At 71.6% G+C, this 16,776-nt stretch carries 13 protein-coding genes; 6 read left to right on the forward strand and 7 right to left on the reverse strand.

Annotation, left to right across the window (positions count from 1 at the left end; translation table 11 throughout):
- The first annotated feature begins 289 nt into the window (after positions 1-289).
- The 5 genes from OG361_RS08395 to OG361_RS08415 all read left to right on the forward strand — a co-directional run bounded on the left by OG361_RS08395 (position 290) and on the right by OG361_RS08415 (position 6,641).
- On the forward strand, positions 290-1,048 hold the full coding sequence (locus OG361_RS08395; protein WP_405852710.1) for an MIP/aquaporin family protein: 759 nt from the start codon (positions 290-292) through the stop codon (positions 1,046-1,048).
- 34 nt (positions 1,049-1,082) lie between these two features.
- On the forward strand, positions 1,083-2,615 hold the full coding sequence (glpK, locus tag OG361_RS08400) for a glycerol kinase GlpK (protein ID WP_405852712.1): 1,533 nt from the start codon (positions 1,083-1,085) through the stop codon (positions 2,613-2,615).
- 6 nt (positions 2,616-2,621) lie between these two features.
- Entirely contained in the window at positions 2,622-4,226 is a 1,605-nt protein-coding gene (locus tag OG361_RS08405; protein ID WP_405852713.1) for an FAD-dependent oxidoreductase, read from the forward strand.
- 99 nt (positions 4,227-4,325) lie between these two features.
- Positions 4,326-5,387, forward strand: a complete 1,062-nt coding sequence (locus OG361_RS08410; protein WP_405852714.1) for an LLM class flavin-dependent oxidoreductase — start codon at positions 4,326-4,328, stop codon at positions 5,385-5,387.
- Between the two features lie 141 nt (positions 5,388-5,528).
- Entirely contained in the window at positions 5,529-6,641 is a 1,113-nt protein-coding gene (locus OG361_RS08415; RefSeq protein ID WP_405852715.1) for a PAC2 family protein, read from the forward strand.
- A gap of 122 nt (positions 6,642-6,763) precedes the next feature.
- On the opposite strand, the gene OG361_RS08420 is transcribed toward OG361_RS08415, so the two are convergent.
- The 5 genes from OG361_RS08420 to OG361_RS08440 form a co-directional block, all read right to left on the reverse strand.
- Complete coding sequence (locus OG361_RS08420; RefSeq protein ID WP_405852716.1) at positions 6,764-9,853, reverse strand: NPCBM/NEW2 domain-containing protein; 3,090 nt, start codon at positions 9,851-9,853, stop codon at positions 6,764-6,766.
- 113 nt (positions 9,854-9,966) lie between these two features.
- On the reverse strand, positions 9,967-11,196 hold the full coding sequence (gene mshC / locus OG361_RS08425) for a cysteine--1-D-myo-inosityl 2-amino-2-deoxy-alpha-D-glucopyranoside ligase (protein WP_405852717.1): 1,230 nt from the start codon (positions 11,194-11,196) through the stop codon (positions 9,967-9,969).
- Between the two features lie 184 nt (positions 11,197-11,380).
- Positions 11,381-12,184, reverse strand: coding sequence for an SCO1664 family protein (locus tag OG361_RS08430; RefSeq protein WP_405852719.1), 804 nt, complete (start codon positions 12,182-12,184; stop codon positions 11,381-11,383).
- Positions 12,181-12,771 carry a DUF3090 domain-containing protein gene (locus OG361_RS08435; RefSeq protein ID WP_405852720.1) on the reverse strand — a complete coding sequence of 197 codons (591 nt, stop codon included), beginning with the start codon at positions 12,769-12,771 and terminating at the stop codon, positions 12,181-12,183. Before OG361_RS08435 ends, OG361_RS08430 begins: the two co-directional genes overlap by 4 nt.
- A 67-nt stretch (positions 12,772-12,838) precedes the next feature.
- Positions 12,839-13,528, reverse strand: a complete 690-nt coding sequence (locus OG361_RS08440; RefSeq protein WP_384574394.1) for a histidine phosphatase family protein — start codon at positions 13,526-13,528, stop codon at positions 12,839-12,841.
- Between the two features lie 53 nt (positions 13,529-13,581).
- Here OG361_RS08440 and corA point away from each other — a divergent pair, with 53 nt between their 5' ends.
- Positions 13,582-14,574 carry a magnesium/cobalt transporter CorA gene (corA, locus tag OG361_RS08445; RefSeq protein WP_405862150.1) on the forward strand — a complete coding sequence of 331 codons (993 nt, stop codon included), beginning with the start codon at positions 13,582-13,584 and terminating at the stop codon, positions 14,572-14,574.
- A 9-nt stretch (positions 14,575-14,583) separates the two neighbouring features.
- Here corA and OG361_RS08450 read toward each other — a convergent pair whose 3' ends face one another.
- Both OG361_RS08450 and OG361_RS08455 read right to left on the reverse strand, forming a co-directional pair.
- Positions 14,584-15,369, reverse strand: a complete 786-nt coding sequence (locus tag OG361_RS08450) for a ferritin-like domain-containing protein (RefSeq protein WP_405852722.1) — start codon at positions 15,367-15,369, stop codon at positions 14,584-14,586.
- 260 nt (positions 15,370-15,629) lie between these two features.
- A complete protein-coding gene (locus OG361_RS08455) occupies positions 15,630-16,679 on the reverse strand; it encodes an LLM class F420-dependent oxidoreductase (RefSeq protein WP_405852723.1) in 1,050 nt (349 codons plus the stop codon).
- Positions 16,680-16,776 lie beyond the last annotated feature (97 nt).

A 16,776-nucleotide genomic window follows, 5' to 3' on the forward strand; every position in this document is an offset into this window, starting at 1 on the left:
ACGACCGACCTGACTGACTCGTGCGGCTGCCCCGTACGACCGACCCGTACAAGCGAACCCGCCGGTAACGATCCCGTTATCGGCGGGTTTTTCGCATCCCGGGCCCTTGACGTGCTGTTAACCCGGGGGCAAAACTTCCGTTCACCGGTCGGCATTGTCGAACACCTAACGGCAATACACGCTAGAGTGTGGCAGTGCCAAGGGCCGGCAACGCCCTCACACGAGGGCGCGGACCACCGGAGGGACCCGGGGTTCGCCTTCCCCTGGACGAAGGACAAAGGAGTCGCGGGTGTCCAGCTCCGACATCTTCCTCGGCGAGACCATCGGTACCGCCGTACTCATCCTGCTCGGCGGCGGTGTCTGTGCCGCCGTCACGCTCAAGAGCTCCAAGGCCCGCAGCGCGGGATGGCTCGCGATCACCTTCGGGTGGGGCTTCGCCGTCATGACGGCCGTCTACATGACGGCTTCCCTCTCGGGCGCCCATCTGAACCCCGCCGTCACGGTCGGCATCGCCATCAAGGACGGGGAGTGGGGCAACGTCCCGGTCTACATCGCCGGCCAGATGCTCGGCGCGATGATCGGCGCGGCGCTGGTCTGGGTGGCCTACTACGGCCAGTTCCAGGCCCACCTCACGGACCCGGAGACCGTCGGCGAGAAGCCGCTCGAAGGCCCCGGCCCGGTGCTCGGCATCTTCTCGACCGGCCCCGAGATCCGGGTCACCTGGCAGAACCTGGCCACCGAGATCATCGGCACCGTCGTGCTGGTCCTCGCGGTGCTCACTCAGGGCCTCAACGACAGCGGCAAGGGCCTCGGCGTCATAGGCGCGCTCATCACCGCCTTCGTCGTGGTCTCCATCGGCCTCTCGCTCGGCGGTCCGACCGGCTACGCCATCAACCCGGCCCGCGACCTCGGTCCGCGCATCGTGCACGCCCTGCTCCCGCTGCCGAACAAGGGCGGCTCCGACTGGAGCTACGCCTGGATCCCGGTCGCCGGTCCGCTGATCGGTGGCGCCCTCGCCGCGGGTATCTACAACATCGCGTTCGCCTGAGCCGTCCTTCTTCCAGACCCCCTTGGAGCACACCGTGACCGACGCACACACGTCCGGCCCCTTCATCGCGGCCATCGACCAGGGCACCACCTCCTCGCGCTGCATCGTCTTCGACAAGGACGGCCGGATCGTCTCGGTCGACCAGAAGGAGCACGAGCAGATCTTCCCGAAGCCGGGCTGGGTCGAGCACGACGCCGCCGAGATCTGGACCAACGTCCAGGAGGTCGTGGCCGGCGCTCTCAGCAAGGCGAACATCACCTCCGCCGACGTCAAGGCCATCGGCATCACCAACCAGCGCGAGACCACGCTGCTGTGGGACAAGAACACCGGTGAGCCCGTCCACAACGCCCTCGTCTGGCAGGACACCCGCACCGACGGCCTCTGCAAGGAGCTCGGCCGCAACGTCGGCCAGGACCGCTTCCGCCGCGAGACCGGCCTGCCGCTCGCCTCGTACTTCTCCGGCCCCAAGGTCCGCTGGCTGCTCGACAACGTCGAGGGCCTGCGCGAGCGCGCCGAGCGCGGCGACATCCTCTTCGGCACCATGGACTCCTGGGTCATCTGGAACCTGACCGGCGGCGTCGAGGGCGGTCACCACGTCACCGACGTCACCAACGCCTCGCGCACCATGCTCATGAACCTGCACACCATGGCCTGGGACGAGAAGATCCTGCAGTCCATGGAGATCCCGGCCGCCGTGCTGCCGGAGATCCGCTCCTCCGCCGAGGTCTACGGCACGGTCAAGGGCGGCGTCCTCGACGGCGTCCCGGTCGCCTCCGCGCTCGGCGACCAGCAGGCCGCCCTCTTCGGCCAGACCTGCTTCGCCGAGGGCGAGGCCAAGTCCACGTACGGCACCGGCACGTTCATGCTGATGAACACCGGCGACAAGATCATCAACTCCTACAGCGGCCTGCTGACCACGGTCGGCTACCAGATCGGTGACGCGAAGCCGGTCTACGCCCTGGAGGGCTCGATCGCCGTCACCGGTTCGCTGGTGCAGTGGATGCGTGACCAGATGGGCCTGATCAAGTCCGCCGCCGAGATCGAGACCCTCGCGTCCTCGGTCGAGGACAACGGCGGCGCCTACTTCGTGCCGGCCTTCTCCGGCCTGTTCGCCCCCTACTGGCGCTCCGACGCGCGCGGGGTGATCGCCGGCCTCACCCGGTACGTCACCAAGGCGCACATCGCCCGCGCCGTCCTGGAGGCCACCGCCTGGCAGACCCGCGAGATCACCGACGCCATGACGAAGGACTCCGGCGTCGAGCTGACCGCGCTCAAGGTCGACGGCGGCATGACCTCCAACAACCTGCTGATGCAGACGCTCTCGGACTTCCTGGACGCGCCGGTCGTGCGTCCGATGGTCGCCGAGACGACCTGCCTCGGTGCCGCCTACGCCGCCGGCCTGGCCGTCGGCTTCTGGCCGGACACCGACTCGCTGCGCGCCAACTGGCGCCGCGCCGCGGAATGGACCCCTCGCATGGACGCCGACAAGCGTGACAGCGAGTACAAGAGCTGGCTCAAGGCCGTGGAACGCTCCATGGGCTGGCTCGATGACGCATCCGAGGAGTAATACGAGATGACCACCCTGCAGAGCGTCCCTGCCCTTGGGACGCACCCGGCGTCCGGCTCCCTCCCGAGCCGCGCCGAGACCCGGGACCAGCTTTCCAAGGCGACGTACGACCTCCTGGTCATCGGCGGCGGCATCCTGGGCATCTCCACCGCCTGGCACGCCGCGCAGTCCGGTCTGCGGGTGGCCCTGGTGGACGCCGGCGACTTCGCCGGCGCCACCTCCTCCGCCTCCTCCAAGCTGCTCCACGGCGGTCTGCGCTACCTGCAGACCGGCGCGGTGAAGCTGGTGGCGGAGAACCACTTCGAGCGGCGTGCGGTCTCCCGCCAGGTGGCACCGCACCTCGCCAACCCGCTCACCTTCTACCTGCCCGTCTACAAGGGCGGCCCGCACGGCGCCGCCAAGCTCGGCGCCGGTGTCTTCGCCTACTCCGCCCTGTCCGCCTTCGGCGACGGCGTCGGACACCTGCTCTCCCCCGCCAAGGCCGCGCAGGACGTGCCGGAGCTGCGGACGGACAACCTGAAGGCCGTGGCCGTCTACGGCGACGACCAGATGAACGACGCCCGCATGGCGCTGATGACGGTCCGCGCCGCGGTCGACGCCGGGGCCACCGTCCTCAACCACGCCGAGGTCACCGGGCTGCGCTTCACCCGGGGCCGCGTCACCGGCGCCGAGCTGAAGGACCGCACCAGCGGCGACGAGTTCGGCGTCACCGCCCGCCTCGTGCTCAACGCGACCGGCCCGTGGGTCGACCACCTGCGCAGGATGGAGGACCCGAACGCGGCCCCCTCCATCCGCCTCTCCAAGGGCGCGCACCTGGTCCTCAAGCGGACCTCGCCGTGGAAGGCCGCGCTGGCCACCCCGATCGACAAGTACCGCATCACCTTCGCCCTCCCCTGGGAGGACATGCTGCTCCTCGGCACGACCGACGAGGAGTACGAGGGCGACCCCGGTCAGGTCGAGGTGACCGAGAAGGACACCGCCCAGATCCTGGACGAGGCCGCGTTCTCCATCCGCGACCAGCAGCTCTCCCGCGATCTGATCACCTACGCCTTCGCGGGCCTGCGGGTGCTTCCCGGCGGTCCCGGCGACACCTCGAAGGCCAAGCGGGAGACGGTCGTCACCGAGGGCCGCGGCGGCATGCTGTCGGTGGCCGGCGGCAAGTGGACGACCTTCCGCCACATCGGCCGTACGGTGATGAAGAAGCTGGAGGCCCTCCCGGGCCACCCGCTGGGCGACGACTACGAGTCGGTCTCCACGCTGCCGAAGCGGCTCCCGCTGCCCGGCATCGCCAACCCGAACGCGGTCGCGCACCGGCTGCTCTCCGACGGTCCGGCGCCCGGCCCGCGGATGGCCGCCGACACCGCCAAGCACCTGGCGACGCACTACGGCTCGCTCTCCTTCGACATCGCCCGCATGGCGAACGAGAACCCGGAGCTGGCGCGGCGGATCCACCCCGACGCACCGGAGATCTGGGCGCAGGTCGCCTACGCCCGCGACCACGAGTGGGCCGAGACGGCGGACGACGTGCTGCGCCGCCGTACGACGCTGACGATACGGGGCCTGGCGACGGACGAGGTCCGCGCCGGCGTCGAGTCGATGCTGCGGAAGTAACTCCCGCGATTTCAGGGGCGGTTCCTCTCGGAGGGGCCGCCCCGATGCGTGCCATGCGCCGTCCACACCGCCGCAACACTCGACGCGCAGAGTGGACGTATGAAGTTTCAGGTCCTGTCGATCGTCCCCCACTCCCCGCACCCGCTCACCGGCGAACTGCTGTCCGCCGCCGACCGGTTGGAGCAGGTCGTCACGCTCGGCGAGGCCGCCGAACGCCTCGGTTTCGACGCGTACGCGATCGGCGAGCGGCACGCGGGCCCGTTCCTCTCCTCCGCCCCGACCGTGCTGCTCGCCGCGCTGGCCGCCCGGACGACCCGGATCAGACTGCTCACCGGAGTGACCGTGGTCGCGGTCCTCGACCCCGTCCGGGTCGCCGAGGACTACGCCACGCTGGACCAGCTCTCCCGCGGCCGGCTCGAACTCGTCGTCGGCAAGGGCGCGGAGGCCGGCCACTTCGACCTCTTCGGCCTCGACGAGGAGCGGCAGTGGGACCTCCAGAAGGAGAAGTACGAGCTGCTCCGCCGGCTCTGGTCGGAGGAGGGCGTCGACTGGGAGGGCGAGTTCCGGCCCCCGTTGAAGAACGTCACCACGGTGCCGCGCCCGTACGCCGGTCCGCCCCGGATCTGGCACGGCTCGGCCACCAGCCTCGCCTCCCCCGAACTCGCGGCGAAGCACGGCGATCCGCTCTTCACCGCCAACGCGATCCAGCCCAGGGCGGCGTACGCGCGGCTCATCGCCCACTACCGCGAGAAGTTCGAGGAGTACGGGCACGACCCGGCCCACGCGCGCGTGGCGGCCGGTTCCGGCGGGCTGCTGATCGCCGACACCGCCGAGCGGGCGGTCGCCCGCTACCGGGAGCTGTACGAGACGAAGGTGCGGCAGAGCTTCAGGCCGCACCTGGAGGGGAAGGCCGGGTACAACACCCCGTTCCGCACGATCGAGGACGCGATCGCGGGCGGCCCCCAGCTGATCGGTTCGCCGCAGCAGATCATCGACAAGATCCTCGGCTACCACGAGCACTACGGGCACGACCTCCAGTCCGTCACCGTCGACGCCTTCGGCCAGTCCACGGCCGAACAGACCGAGACGCTCCAGCGCTTCGCCGAGGAGATCGCACCGGTCGTACGGAGGGAGGCGCCGAGCACGCTCTGGGAGGAGTGAGACCGCCGTGTGCGGAGGCGAGTTCCTGGGTAGTCGATCAAGGCCGCACGGGTTTTCGGGGATGTCCGGGGGCTGCGGGCGGACCGCCGGAAAGCCGTAAGGTTGGTCCGTACGACAGGAACTTCGAAAAGGAGGCGCTGGGTGATCGAGCTCGAGGGGGTACCCGAGCTGATCGACCCGGTCATGGTGGCCGCGTTCGAGGGCTGGAACGACGCCGGCGACGCCGCCTCCACCGCGGTCGCCCATCTGGACCGGGAATGGAAGGGCGAGGTGTTCGCGGCCCTCGACGCCGAGGACTACTACGACTTCCAGGTCAATCGGCCCACGGTCTTCCTGGACAACGGAGTCCGGAAGATCACCTGGCCGACGACCCGGCTCTCCGTGGTCCGGATCGGCGGCGACAAGCCCCGTGACCTGGTGCTCGTGCGCGGGATCGAGCCCTCGATGCGCTGGCGCTCCTTCTGCAACGAGCTGCTCGCCTTCGCCCACGAGCTGGGGGTGGAGATGGTCGTGATCCTGGGCGCGCTGCTCGGGGACACCCCGCACACCCGGCCGGTCCCGGTCAGCGGAGTGACCTCCGATCCGGACCTGGCGCGGACGATGGACCTGGAGGAGACCCGGTACGAGGGCCCGACGGGCATCGTCGGCATCCTCCAGGAGGCGTGCACGCACGCGGGCGTGCCCGCGGTGAGCCTCTGGGCGGCGGTGCCGCACTACGTGTCGCAGCCGCCGAACCCGAAGGCGACGCTCGCGCTCCTCAACCGCCTGGAGGACCTGATCGGGCTGCGCATCCCGCTGGGCGAGCTGCCCGAGGACGCGCGGGCCTGGCAGGTGGGCGTGGACCAGCTGGCCGCCGAGGACAGCGAGGTCGCCGAGTACGTGCAGACCCTGGAGGAGGCACGGGACACGGCGGAGCTGCCGGAGGCCTCGGGCGAGGCGATCGCCCGCGAGTTCGAACGCTATCTGCGGCGCCGCGAGCCGGGCACCGGGCCCGGGGGCGGCCCCGGGCTGGCGACGGACGGCGGCGACTCCCCGTTCCTGCGGGACTCGGGGAGCGGCCGGACGAGGCCGCCGAAGCCGGAGCGCCCGGCACCGGAGCCGGAGGCCGCACCGGAGTCGGAGGCGGCACCGGAGTCCGGTCCGCAGCCGGAGTCCGGTCCGCAGCCGAGTCCCGAAGGGACCCCCGAAGAGACCTCCGAAGGATCCGCCGAAGGCTCTTCCGACGAGAGCGGGAACGGCGACTCGGAGAAGTAGAGACATCGGTACGGGAGGGGGTGCCCGAGGGCGCCCCTCCCGTACGCGTATCGGCCCGTCAGGCCGTCACGCGGCCACGCGGCCACGCGGTCACGCGGTCACGCGGTCACGCGGTCACGCGGTCACGCGCAGCTGAACCGGGCCGCCGCCCAGTCGCCGTGGTCGCCGCTCTTGGACCCGTTGGTGTCCGTGATCCGCAGCCGGACGTGCCGGGCCCCGGTCACGTCGACGTTCACCGGCAGGGTCGCGGACGCGCCCGTCAGCCGGGGCGAGGTCCACAGGACCGCGCCGTCCGCCTCGACGGAGAAGGCGACGTCCCCGTAACCGTTGATCTCGTCGTCGATCCCGACGTCGGCGGTGAAGGCGGTGCAGCGCCCACCGAGGTAGACCTCGATGTCGGAGTCGGCGTGGCCGCCGATCCCCTTCTCGTAGGTCTTCCCCGCCAGGGTGAGGGTCCGGCCGTCGGAGGCGCCGGACTCACCGTTGGAGCGGTCGCGTTCGGGCGGCCCCCAGCCGTTCGTGGAGCGCAGCCAGGCCAGGTCGCTCGCCCAGGCGTCGGCCGTCGGCGGCGGGGGCATCAGGCCGACCGCGAACCGCTGCGTGGCGGTGCGGTCGGTGCCCGCCGCGCGGTGGCGTGCGGTCGCGGTGAGGGTGGCCTCGCCGGGCTTCGCGTCCGCGGGAGGGGTGACGGTGACCTCGACGCGCCGGGTGGTGCCGGCCGGGACGCGGTCGACCGGCGCGGCCGGGGTGACCTGCCAGCCGGCCGGGGCGTCGAGACTCACCCGTACGTCGGTGGCGTCCCGGGTGCCCGCGGTGACGTCCACGGCGACCGTGCCGGGGGTGCCCGCGCCGAGCTCCTGTCCGGTCGGGGCGGCGAGGACGGCGGAGGCGCCCGGTACGGCGCCGCCGACCGCGCTGGTGCCGGTCAGCCGCAGCTCGAAGCCGCGGTCGGTGGGCAGGGCGGTGGTCTTGACCCGGACCACTCCCCCGCGCTCGTCGCGGTCGTACCACCAACCGCGGGAGGCGGTGTCGAAGGCGGCGCGGGTGGCGAGGGCGGGCAGCGCGCGCCCGTCGAGCAGGACGGCGCCGGGGGCGTCGCCGGTGTGGACGGTGAAGGCGTACGGCCGTGCGGTCGGCTTTCCGGTGTACGTGCCCCGGCTCGGGCCGATGCGGACGGAGACCTCACCGGGGCCGCCGTTCGGGGCGCGGACCTCGGCGCGCTGGGTGGCGTACCGGCCGCCGCGGTGTTCGCGGGTGACGCCGTCGTCCTCGTACAGCTCGAAGGAGGAGCTGCCCTTCGGGTAGATGTCCCAGGCGATCGGATCGCCGGGGGCGCGGTCGGTGTACGAGCGGATGTCACCGGGCCACATGGGGACGGCGGCCCCGGCCCGGACGAAGAGGGGCAGGGTGTCGAGCGGGGCGCTGTAGTCGTCGAGGGTGACCGGGCCCTCGTACGCGCGCCCGCTCCAGTAGTCGATCCAGGTGCCCTTGGGCAGGTAGATGCCGTCGCGTTCGACGGCGTCCCGGTAGACGGGAGCGACGAGGAAGTCCTCGCCGCTGAGGAACTCGTACTTCGCGGCCTCGGTCGCGGCCTTCGGGTCGTCCGGGTACTCCAGGGCGAGCGGCCGGGCGAGGCCGACGCCGGTCTTCGTGGCCCGGTGGGCGTGGCTGTAGATGTACGGGAGCAGGGCCTCGTGCAGCTTGAGGGAGGCGCGGTTGATCGAGGTGTACGGCTCTCCGTACCGGAAGGGCTGCTTGTCGTTGGCGGCCCAGCCGTCCATGGTCATGGTGACCGGCAGGAAGGTCTTCCACTGGAGGTCGCGGGTGTACGTCTTGGCGCTGCCGCCGAAGATCCCGTCGACGTCGCCGGTGGTGTAGGCGAGGCCGGACATGGAGGCGCCCGCGTAGGTGGGGATCTGCCAGCGGATGTACTCCCAGCTGCCCGACTGGTCGCCGGACCACTGGACGCCGCAGCGCTGGGCGCCGGACCAGCTCTCGGGGGCCCAGGTGAAACCGCGGGCGTCGCTGTGGGCCTCGATGCCGGCGTAGGCGTCCTTGCAGCCGTCGAGGGCGAACTTGTAGCCCGCGCCGACCCAGGCGACGTCGAGCTTGGCGACGCGCTGGCCGGCCGCGACCTGCTCGCCGAGCCGGTCGATGCCGTCCTCGGTCCACAGGCCGAGCTTCATGCCCCGCTCGCCCAGGCCGGTGGAGGTCTCGGCGAGGTTCTCGTAGCCGCAGCCGTAGCCGTCGTTGACGAGCATCCAGCCGTTGGGCATGTCGTTCTCGACGTAGCCGTCGGCGACCTTCAGGGCGTCGAGGGTGTGGCGCTCGCCGCGGTTGGCGTTGTGGAGGTAGCAGTCCGCGTCGCCGATCTCCAGGCCGTAGACGGGCGGCAGGAAGGGCTTGCCGGTGAGGCGGGTGTACTGGCCGATGACGTCCTTGAGGGCGTCCTGTCCGGTCCCGGCGAAGTAGTAGGCGTCGAAGCGCCGTTCCTTCGCGGTGGTGGTCACGGGCTCGGTGAAGGCGTAGGTGTTCGGGGCGTAGGTGTTGCGGTAGACGCCGTAGCCGGCCGAGGAGAGGTAGAACGGGACGGAGTTGGGGTGGCCGCCGTCGTTCCAGTCGTAGTCGACGCCGACCTCGACGGTCTTGTCGCGGTGGGAGGTGTTGCCGCGGCCGTTCTGCATTCCGGCGCCGTAGAACTGTTCGTCGGCGCCCCGGGCGAGGGTCTGGGTGGTGCGGTCCTGGTTCCAGGTGAGGCCCTGGGACTCGGACCAGAGCGGGGTGCCGTCGGCGCGTACGGCCGAGAAGCGCAGCGGCGACTTGGTGACGCGCAGGGTGACCGCGGCGGTGCCGAGTTCGTACCGGTCGCCGAGGTCGCGCCATCGGGTGCTCGGGGGCGGGCCCTGGGGCAGGGCGATGTCGGTGCCGGTGGGGTCGGTGAACCTGCCGTCGGGGGCGAGTTCGATGCGGAAGGTGTCGGCGGTGACGAAGGAGACGCGGGCCTCCGCCTGGCCTGCGGTCAGCCGGTAGACGGCTCCGTCGGCGGCGAATCCGGTGACGTCGCCGACGATGGTGTCGGCGGGATCGGCCGCGGCGGCTGCGGGGGCGGCCTCGGCGGCGGGGTCGGCCGCGGCCGCGGGTCCCGCGAGGGCGGCGACCATCCCGAGCAGTGCACCGGCGACTGCAGCTCTCATGCGCGTTGATGATTGCATGAGGTCTCTTTAGCGCGGAATCGAGTACCGCGACAGGGCAAAACGGAACCGCCCTTGGACTTCGCAAGGAAGTCCAAGGGCGTTTGCACAAAAGGGAGTTGAGCGAGATCCCGCTACAGGGCGACGCCGAGGAGCGCGTCCACGGCACGGGAGACGAGGCCGGGCGCGGACTCGTCGGTGCCGCCCTCGGCGTCCTGGAGCGCGGCCCAGCGGTCGACCGCGGCGAGCGCGGCCGGGGCGTCGAGGTCGTCGGAGAGGGCCTCGCGGAGCTCCTCGACGAGGGCGTCGGCGGACGGGCCGTCGGGACGCGAGACGGCGGCGCGCCAGCGGCCGAGGCGCTCCACGGCGTCCTGGAGGACCTGGTCGGTCCACTCCCAGTCGGCGCGGTAGTGGTGGGAGAGGAGCGCGAGCCGGATGGCGGCCGGGTCGACGCCGTCGCGGCGCAGGCGCGAGACGAAGACGAGGTTGCCCCGGGACTTGGACATCTTCTCGCCGTCCAGGCCGACCATGCCGGCGTGGACGTACGCCTTGGCCATCGGGAACTCGCCGGTGAGGGCCTGGGCGTGGGAGGCGCCCATCTCGTGGTGCGGGAAGATCAGGTCGGAGCCGCCGCCCTGCACGTCGAAGCTCATGCCGAGGTGGTCGAGGGCGATGGCGACGCACTCGATGTGCCAGCCCGGGCGGCCGGCGCCGAGGCTGGCGCCGTCCCAGCTCGGCTCGCCCTCGCGGGCGGCCATCCAGAGCATCGGGTCGAGCGGGTTCTTCTTCCCGGGGCGGTCCGGGTCGCCGCCGCGCTCGGCGGAGAGGTGGCGCATGAGCTCGGTGTCGTAGTTCGACACCTGCCCGAAGTGCGGGTCGGCGTCGACGGAGAAGTAGATGTCGCCTTCGAGCTCGTAGGCGGCGCCGGAGTCCCGGAGGCGCTCGACGAGCGGGATGATGCCCGGTATGGCCTCGACCGCACCGATGTAGTGCTGCGGCGGCAGCATCCGCAGGGCGGTCATGTCCTCGCGGAAGAGAGCGGTCTCCCGCTCGGCGAGGCCGACCCAGTCGATGCCGTCGCGGATGGCGCGTTCCAGCAGCGGGTCGTCCACGTCCGTCACGTTCTGGACGTAGTGCACCTGCCGCTTGGTGTCGAGCCACACGCGCTGAACGAGGTCGAACGCGTTGTAGGTCGCCGCGTGACCCATGTGGGTCGCGTCGTACGGCGTGATGCCGCAGACGTAGATACGGGCGACGGGGCCGGGGGCGAGGGTGACTCGTCCGCCGGTCGCGGTGTCGTGGATCCGGAGGTCGCGGCCCTTGCCGGGAAGGGCGGGGACCTCAGAAGCGGGCCAGGCATGCATGACCCGAGCGTAACCGGACAGGTGTTCCGGATACGAACCGGATCCGGGATCTTGACCTATTAGGCGGTCTTGCGGGTCGGAGGCTTGCGTGCATACCCCCCAGGGGTCCATGCCCTCTTCCGCGCGATGGCCGAAACTTTTCGGTCCGGAGGCCGGCCGGGGCGGGCCGGGGCGGTCCGGAGTCTCAGACCGGTGGCCAGGGGATCGCGGGCCACTGACCCGAGGGCTCCGGGTGCCGGCCGCCCGCCCGCAGGGTGGCCACGCGCCCGCGTACCGCCGCCACCTCGGCCCCGGTCAGCAGTTCGGCCAGACGGGTCGCGAGCGGCGCTCCGGGCGCCAGGGACCGGTCCAGCCCGTCGAGGACCGCGGCGGCCTCGGCGGGCAGCTCCTCGCCCGCCCAGCCCCAGAGGAGCGTGCGCAGCTTGTCCTCGACGTGGAAGGTGACCCCGTGGTCGATGCCGTACAGGCGCCCGTCCGGGGCCGGCAGCAGGTGCCCGCCCTTGCGGTCGCCGTTGTTGATGACGGCGTCCAGGACGGCGAGGCGCCGCAGCTCGGGGGTGTCGGCGTGGACGAGGAGCGCGGTGCGGTCCTCGTCGATCTGCGCGGGCCCCACGGCCTTCCAGCCCTCCCCCGCCTCCTCGTCCTCGGTGAGGGCGAGCAGCCGCGCCTCCGGGTCGGCCTCGATCCACAGCTGGACCATGCCCTCCCCGTACGGACCCTCGCGGAGCACGGTCGGCGGGACCAGGCCCCAGCCGGTGGCCTCGGAGATCTCGTACGCGGCGACCTCGCGCTGCGCGAGCGTGCCGTCGGGGAAGTCCCACAGCGGCCGCTCCCCGGCGACCGGCTTGTAGACGCAGGCCGCCTCGTGGCCCTCGTACGCGACGGAGCAGTAGAGCACGGCGTTGGACGCCTCGCGGACCTGGCCGCGCACGGTCAGCTCACCGCGGGCCAGCAGCTCGGCGGCCGGCGGGGTCTCGGGGCTGCTCATGCTCCGCGACGGTATCCGTTCTGGCGCGGGCAGACGTGACCCTCGGGGTCGAGCGGCAGGCTGCACAGCGGGCACGGCGGCCGGCCGGCGTTCACGACGTCCAGGGCGCGCTTGGCGAAGGCCCGGGCCTGGGCGCCGCTGAGGCGGACGCGGAGCATCGGCGGACCGTTCTCCTCGTCCTGGAGCATCCGCTCCTCGGCCTCGGCGAGATCCTCCTCGGACTCCACGTCGAGCTCGACGAGCGCCTGCGCCTCGACGATCATGCGCTGCTCCTCGCCGTCCCAGGCGAGCGCCATGGTGCCGACCCGGAACTCCTCCTCGACGGGGGCGTCGAGCGGTGCGGTGTCCGCGATGTCGGTGGGGGCGACCGCGGGGACGGGCGCGTTGCCCCCGGTGCGGCGCACGACCTCGTCCAGGAGTTCGTCTATGCGCTCGGCGAGCGCGGCGACCTGGGCCTTCTCCAGGGCGACGCTCGTGACCCGGCCGCTCGCGGACGCCTGCAGGAAGAACGTACGGCGGCCAGGCAGCCCGACCGTGCCGGCCACGAAACGCTCCGGTGGGTCGTAGAGGAACACCTGACGGGACACGTTCCCGGCTCCCTTGAGTCTCGACAGTCGTACTACAGCGGCGCGTCCACCCTACTGCGCGAAGGGATCACGGTGCGCCCGCACCGCCCCCGACCTCCGCCGCACCACCACTGTCGGGCGTCTCCCGCGGGGCGAGCGCGGCGAAGTCCCCGGTGTCGCCGAGCCGGAGGAGGAAGGGCCGCAGCCGGGTGTAGCGGATGACGGTGACCGAGCAGGGGTCGACGTGGATGCGCTGGAAGAGGTCGAGGTGGAGGCCGAGGGCGTCCGCGACGATCGACTTGACGATGTCCCCGTGCGAGCACATGACGTAGGTGGCGTCCTCGCCGTGCTCGGCCTCGATCCGGGCGTTCCAGTCCCGTACGGCGTCGACGGCCCGGGCCTGCATGGCGCGCATGGACTCCCCGCCGGGGAAGGCCGCCGCGGAGGCGTGGGCCTGGACGATCTCCATGAGGGGTTCGTCGGCCAGCTCGGCGAGCTTGCGGCCGGACCAGTCGCCGTAGTCGCACTCGCTGATCCGGTCCTCGACGTGCAGCGGGAGGTCCGGCCGGGCCTCCAGGAGCGGCCGCAGGGTCTCCCGGCAGCGCTGGAGGGGGCTGGAGACGACGGCGGCGATCGGGACGCCCGCCAGCCGCTCCGGGAGGGCTGCGGCCTGTGCCGCTCCGCGCTCGTCGAGCGCGATCCCGGGCGTGCGCCCGGCGAGGACCCCGGAGGTGTTTGCGGTGGAGCGTCCGTGCCGGACGAGGATCAGCGTGGCCATGCCGGCCAGCCTAGAACGACGCACACGTGCGTGGCGGAGGGCGGCGGGGGAGAATACGGCCCGTGATCGTCGATTCAGCCATCTATCGGGACGGGCGCCGGATGGCGGGGCCCGTCGACCTGTCGGACGCGCTGGACGAGGCGCGGGCCGCGGGGGACGCCTTTCTGTGGGTGGGACTGCACGAGCCGACGGAGGCGGAGTTCGCCCACGTCGCCTCGGAGTTCGCGCTGCATCCGCTGGCCGTCGAGGACGCCCTCAAGGCCCATCAGCGGCCCAAACTGGAGGTCTACGACGACTCGCTGTTCGTGGTGCTCAAGCCGATCGTCTACGAACCGGCGAGCGACCGGGTCTCCTCCGGCGAGCTGATGCTGTTCGTGGGCGACTCCTTCGTGGTGACGGTCCGGCACGGCGAGGGCGCCCCGCTGGCGGCGGTGCGCAAGCGTCTGGAGGCGGATCCGGACATGCTGAAGCACGGGCCGACGACGGTGCTTTACGCGGTGAGCGACGCGATCGTGGACCACTACCTCGACGTGGCGGCCGAGCTCCAGGTCGACCTGGAGGAGCTGGAGGCGGACGTGTTCGCGCCGACCGGCGGCGGTGCGTCGAACACGGCGGAGCGGATCTACACGGCGAAGCGGCAGGTCCTGGAGTTCCGGCGGGCGAGCGGTCCGCTGGCCGGGCCGCTCGCCCGGCTGACGGCCGGTTCGGTGCCGTTCGTGAACGAGCGCGCCCAGCCCTTCTTCCGTGACGTCAACGACCATCTGCTGCGCTCCAACGAGCAGGTGGAGGGGCTCGACCGGCTGCTGTCCGACGTGCTCTCGGCCCATCTCGCGCAGATGGGGGTGCGGCAGAACGACGACATGCGGAAGATCTCGGCATGGGCCGCGATGGCCGCGGTCCCCACGATGATCGCGGGGATCTACGGCATGAACTTCGACCACATGCCCGAGCTGCGCTGGACCTGGTCCTACCCGGCGCTGATCGTCCTGATGACGGGGACCGTCATCGGGCTGTACCGGCTGTTCAAGCGGCGCGGCTGGTTGTGACGCACCGCCTCAGAAGGCGGGTGCGGGGGTCGCGGGCCCTCCGAGGGCGTCGAGCCGTTCGGGCATCCTGAGGTCGACCATCTTGTGCCAGCCGGCGACGCGTTCGTACGCGTGCATGCCGTGGATCCCGGCGACGAGGGCGGCCGCCTTGGGCCTGGGCCAGCGCAGGATCCGGCCCATGTGGCCCATGACGGCGAGGCTGACGTCGCGGTAGACCTTGATCTCGGCCAGGGCGGACTCGCGCAGCGTGCGCTGGATGAGCCGGCCGTGGCCCTCGCGGGCGAGCCGGAGCAGTTCCTCGTGGCAGTAGGCAAGGTGGTTCGCCTCGTCGTTGTCGATCATGTGGATCGCCTTGCCCACTTCGGGGTGGTTCCCGAAGTACGTCACGAGCATGTCCATCTGGTCGGCGGCCCGCTGCTCCGTGACCCGGCTGTGGGCGAGGTAGACGACGATGTCCTGCTCGGTCAGCGGCTCGTCGCGGCGGAGCTTGTCGTGGGCGAGGCCGATGCCGCGCCGTTCGAGCAGCATCGTGTAGTCGGTCTCGGGCGGTACGGGGACGGGTTCGAGGCCGCGCTTCCTCAACAGCGCGTTGAAGATCCGGCCGTGTTTGTCCTCGTCCGCGCCGTGGCGGGTGATCTTGGGCGTGAGCTCGCGCATGCCGGGGGCGACGAGGGCCGCGATCCGCGCGTTCTCCCAGCCGCCCTGGGTCTCGCCGCTCGCGGCGATGGAGCAGAAGAGCTGGAAGGACTCGTCGTTGTCGATGATTTCCTGGAACAGACTCTTGGCCGTGAGCATCGCCGCCACCTCCATGCGGACGTCCGCACCTCCCTGTCGGGAAGTACGTCCGGGGAGTAACGAGTCAAATGCGCTTCCCGGCGACGGGCAACAGGTGGGCCTGAAGGCTCGGCCGAAAGAGTGACGTTCCGAGGCGTAACCGAGGGGTGCGGTGGAGCGTTGTGCTGCATGACGGCCGTGGCGGGGAAGACCCCCGAGCCCCCACCACGGCCGCGGACCACTTCTCCGCGGCGTTACCCGCGGACCACTCCTCCGCGGAGTTACGCGAGGCCCGCCCGCTCCATCGCCTCGACACCCGCCCGCAGGGCCGCCAGGCGCTCGTCGAGCGTGAAGCCGGCCGGGGCGAGGGTGAGGGTGGTGACCCCGGCCTCGGCGTAGGCCGTCATCCGCTCGGCGATCCGCTCGACGGAGCCGAGCAGGGTGGTCTGGTCGATCAGGCTGTGGGGCACGGCGGCCGCGGCGCCCGTCTTGTCGCCGGCCAGGTACTTGTCCTGGATCTCGGCGGCCTCCTTCTCGTAGCCCATGCGCTGGGCGAGCTGGTTGTAGAAGTTCTGCTTCCGGCTGCCCATGCCGCCGACGTACAGCGCGGTGTACGGCCGGAAGACGTCGGCGAGGGCGTTGACGTCCTCGCCGAGGGCGAGCGGCAGCGTCGGGCAGACGTCGAAGCCGTCCATGGTCAGGCCGGCCTTCTCGCGGCCCGCGCGCAGGTGCCGGAGCGCGGTCTCCTCCAGGTGGGCGGCGGAGGGGAAGATCAGCAGGGCGCCGTCGGCGATCTCGCCGGTCTGCTCCAGGTTCTTGGGGCCGATGGCGGCGATGTAGAGCGGGATGTGCTCGCGCTCCGGGTGGACGGTGAGCTTGATGGGCTTGCCGGGGCCGTCGGGCAGCGGCAGGGTCCAGTGCTCGCCCTCGTAGCTGAGGCGCTCGCGGGACATCGCCCGGCGGACGATCTCCACGTACTCGCGGGTCCTGGCGAGCGGCTTGTCGAACTTCACCCCGTACCAGCCCTCGGAGACCTGGGGTCCCGAGACGCCGAGGCCGAGGCGGAACCGGCCGCCGGTGAGCGAGTCGAGGGTGGCGGCGGTCATCGCCGTCATGGCGGGCTGGCGGGCCGGGATCTGCATGATGGCGGAGCCGACGTCGATCCGTTCGGTCTTCGCCGCGACCCACGCGAGGACGGTGGGCGCGTCGGATCCGTAGGCCTCGGCGGCCCAGCACACGTCGTAGCCGAGGCGGTCCGCCTCCTGGGCGACGGCGAGGTTGTCGCCGTCCATACCGGCGCCCCAGTAGCCGAGGTTGATGCCGAGCCGCATGCCACACACCCCTTACCCATCGGTAACGTCTCTGTCCGCCGGACTCTAGCGCGCGGCTCGGGCATCCGTCAGGGTGCGGTTGTCCACAGGCTCTCTC

This window comes from Streptomyces sp. NBC_00090 (assembly GCF_045160815.1).
GTDB lineage: Bacteria > Actinomycetota > Actinomycetes > Streptomycetales > Streptomycetaceae > Streptomyces.